We start from the raw sequence: 3,543 nt of genomic DNA, 5'->3' as shown, positions 1-3,543 counted from the left end.
GCCCATCGAGGTCGAGGTGTTGAAGGCCTGGGTGACCGAGACGAAGGAGCAGTTGGCGGCATCGAGCCGATCGATCAGGCGGGAGAAGTCCGCGAGGGATCGGGTCAGCCGGTCGATCTTGTAGACCACGATCATGTCGACACGGCCGGCATCCACGTCCGCCATGAGCCGCTGGATGCCTGGGCGTTCTAGCGTGCCGCCGGAGATGCCGCCATCATCATAGCGCTCGGGCACAACCTTCCAGCCTTCCGCCTTCTGGCTGGCGATATAGGCGGCGCAGGCTTCAAACTGGGCATCGAGCGAGTTGAATTCCTGATCCAGGCCTTCCTCGGATGATTTGCGGGTGTAGATCGCGCAGCGGATCGTGCGGCGCTCGCGGCTTGAGGGCGTTTCCATCACGCGGCCTTCTTGCGGGTGATGAGGCCGAAGAAGCGCGGCCCGGACCAATGGGTGCCGGTTATCATCCGGGCGATGGCGGAAAGGGAGGCGTATGTCTCCTCCTTGTACCGATAGCCCTCTTCAACAACATCAACCCGGTGGGTGACGCCATTCCATGTTCGCATGAGCTGCGCGCCGGGTTTGAGCTTGGGGGCGCAGGGCTTGGGTGTTTCGCCAGCGGCCATGGAAAGCAGGCGCTTTTCGAGGCGCGGGCTGATCCCGCCCCTGGCGCCGACCTGAAGGTCATAGGCCACAAGGCGGGCGAGGAAGGCCTGGCTGAGACCGCGCGGGGGCTTGGTCGCAAAGCTCGCCATCCAGATCGCCACCAGCTCGTCGCGTGACTTGTCCAAGAGACCTTCCAGGTCGATCTCGATCTTGCGATTGCGCCGGGCCATCAGGCCGCCTCGACGAGTTTGTAGCGCGAGGACCGGCTTCCTTCGAGCGGAGGCAGTTTGTCGATCTCGTAGCCGGATTTCTTGAGCCCGGTCAGCGCCGCCCGCGTCGTATGGGGGAGCCAGTCGAGTGCGGTGGCCAGGTCGGGCACGGTGGCGCCGGTGTCGGATTTCAGGAGCGCGACCAGGCGGGACTTTTTTGTTGGCGGGGCACCAGGCTCCTTCGCCGCGGGCTTGGGCGTCTTCTGATCCGCTATCGTGGGCGGCGCATCGGTCAGGGCCGCCTTGCCGACCTCGGTGAGCGCGATCGCCTTGCCGGTCCTGGTGACAAAGCCCCGGCTGGAGAGGTGTTCGAGATGGGAGCTGAGTGCCGGCCCCGCGGCGGGAAGGCCTGAGAGTTGATCAATCGGGATCGGGCCGTCCTTACCGCTGAGCGCGTCGAGAATAGTGATATGGGCTTTGGTGAGTTTGGACATGATGGGTCTCCGGTGTGGCCCCCGCGCGGGATGTGCAGGGCTGCACCGAGACGAGCCCGGGATCTGCGGGGCAGGTGTGACCGGGCGTGATCCGCATGCATGCTCGGGTCGCGGGCCAAGTCCAGTCTCCAGATACACGCCGGCCCGCCCTGGAGAACAGGACGGGCCGCGGCGATGTAACTATCAGTATTCTGTTTGCCGCCCTGGGGCGTAAGGCCTAGAGGCCCAGATCGTCGTCAGTTTCCCCTTCCTCGTTCGGCTCATAGCCAGGCCAGGACTCCGTGACGATTGCCTTTCCGTCCTTCTCTACCAGGGTCCGCTCGCCTGCCGTCGTGAGACCTTCCTCCCGGCCCATGCCAGGATCCACGAGCAGAATCTTGATGTCGTCTCTGGTTCTGGCTTTCCTGTCACGACGTGCTTCCTCCTCGGCGTGTTGAGCTGCCAGTTGGTGCACTTTCTCGAACGCCTTGGCATCGCCTTTCATGGCCTTTTCCATAAGTCGCCGGGCCATCAATTCATTGCCTGTCATCTTGACGGACTTCCCGTTCATCTGGACGGTCCGCTTTTCATCAAGCAGGTCAGCCATGTGGGCGGCCACGTCCTTGGGCTGCTTTTTCGGCCGACCTCGCGGATTTCCACTCTGTCCCTTCTTGAAGCGCGTGGCCTCCGGCGGCTTGCGATATCCAATATCGTAGTCGGCAGAATCCTTGCTCATTCCAGACCCTCCCACTCAAGACGGATCTCGCTCACAAACGAAAAGCGCTCGCCGGTCTGCTCAAGACGAACTTCCTCACCCGTTGCCGCTTCAAAACGCCGAATGATGAGGTCGCAATAGCGCGGATCCAGTTCGATCAATCTTGCCGGCCGGCCGCATCCCTCAGCGGCCAGAAGCGTTGAGCCGGACCCTCCGAACGGATCAAGCACCAGACCTTCCAGCGGCGTCACATCCTTGATCGCATCAGCCACCATGGCGGTCGGCTTGACGGTCGGGTGCATCGCCAACTCGTCTCGCCGGCCTGCTACCCCTGGATAGTCCCAGACATTGGTCCGGTTGCGGCCAAACCTGCCCAGCTGGACATTATTCGTGTGCCGGCCGCCGCGCTTGGCAAACACCGCGACAAGCTCATGCTTGGACCGATAGAGCGACCCCATGCCGCCCACCTCCTTGTTCCAGACGCAAATGTTCTTCAGCTCACCAATCTCGCCCTCGCCAGCAGCCACCAGCTCGCAGATATGACGCCAGTCCATACAGGCAAACGTGATCCCGCCAGGTCTCAGGGCAGCGCTGATGCGCGCGGCCATGGTCTGTAGAAAGCCCGAGAATTCCGCATCAGACATCTCGCCTGATGCCATGACGAACTCGTCGTGAGTCTTCTTTCCCAACCCGCTGACATGCCCGGCGATAGGCACATTGTAGGGCGGATCGGTAAAGCAGGTGTCCACGACTTCATCGCCCAGCAACGCGGCGTAAGTCGCCCCGTCAAGCGCATCGCCGCACACCAGTCGATGCCGACCCAGAAGCCAGACATCGCCAAGCCTGGTGACCGCCGGCCCGTCGTCTGGCGGTGGCACCTCCTCAGCCTCCTCCGGCGTCTCTTCACCGGCGAGGATCACATCGATCTCGCCGGTCTCGAAACCGATCGTCTCGATCTGGAAATCCAGATCCATCTCGATCAGGCCGCCGATCTCCAGTTTCAGGAGTTCATCGTCCCAGCCGGCCGTCTCCGCCAGACGATTGTCTGCAATGACGTAAGCGCGCTGCTGCGCGTCGCTCATCCCGGACAGCCGCATCACCGGAACCTCGGTCAGGCCAAGAGACTTTGCGGCCTCCAGACGGCCATGTCCGGCAATGATATCAAGTTCGTCACTGACCAGGATCGGGTTAGTCCAGCCAAATGCCTGGATGCTGGCAGCGACCTGCTCGATCTGACGTTTCGAATGAGTGCAAGGATTATTCGAGTAGGGCTTGAGTGCGCGAATCGACACCGTCTCTACGCGCAGGTCTCGGATCGGAGCGGTCATGATGCCCCTCCGAAGACAGGAAGCACGGTACGAATGTCGACGAGATTGACCATCTCAACGATATCTTCGCCGAATGACCTGATCGTCTCGCCGGATGCCCAGTGAACGATTGAATAGACCCACCCTTGGGTGAGCTGTCCTGTTCGCTCGTCCTGGAAGAAAACAAGGTCGCTGCGGAAGTGATGGTAGCCGGCCGGAAGTGGCGGCGGATTGTA

The 3,543-nt window shown here is 61.9% G+C and carries 6 protein-coding genes; all 6 read right to left on the bottom strand.

Translation table 11 applies throughout. The features are described 5' to 3' along the window. Nucleotides 1-396: recombinase family protein (locus QZ266_RS09660; protein ID WP_295694513.1), on the bottom strand; the 396-nt coding region annotated here is incomplete at its 3' end. Further along, complete coding sequence (locus QZ266_RS09655; RefSeq protein WP_295694511.1) at nucleotides 396-833, bottom strand: DUF2924 domain-containing protein; 438 nt, start codon at nucleotides 831-833, stop codon at nucleotides 396-398. The genes QZ266_RS09660 and QZ266_RS09655, both read right to left, overlap by 1 nt. Further along, complete coding sequence (locus tag QZ266_RS09650; protein ID WP_295694508.1) at nucleotides 833-1,306, bottom strand: DUF3489 domain-containing protein; 474 nt, start codon at nucleotides 1,304-1,306, stop codon at nucleotides 833-835. Before QZ266_RS09650 ends, QZ266_RS09655 begins: the two co-directional genes overlap by 1 nt. Nucleotides 1,307-1,523: 217 nt before the next feature. Further along, on the bottom strand, nucleotides 1,524-2,021 hold the full coding sequence (locus tag QZ266_RS09645) for a DUF5681 domain-containing protein (protein ID WP_295694505.1): 498 nt from the start codon (nucleotides 2,019-2,021) through the stop codon (nucleotides 1,524-1,526). Next, nucleotides 2,018-3,328 (bottom strand): DNA methyltransferase, encoded by a 1,311-nt coding sequence (locus QZ266_RS09640; protein ID WP_295694503.1) that lies wholly within the window; start codon nucleotides 3,326-3,328, stop codon nucleotides 2,018-2,020. Before QZ266_RS09640 ends, QZ266_RS09645 begins: the two co-directional genes overlap by 4 nt. Further along, a partial coding sequence (locus QZ266_RS09635) for a hypothetical protein (protein ID WP_295694501.1) occupies nucleotides 3,325-3,543 on the bottom strand: 219 nt, incomplete at its 5' end. The genes QZ266_RS09640 and QZ266_RS09635, both read right to left, overlap by 4 nt.

The organism is uncultured Maricaulis sp., assembly GCF_905480005.1.
Taxonomy (GTDB): domain Bacteria; phylum Pseudomonadota; class Alphaproteobacteria; order Caulobacterales; family Maricaulaceae; genus Maricaulis.
This window is presented reverse-complemented; position numbering and strand designations above follow the sequence as displayed.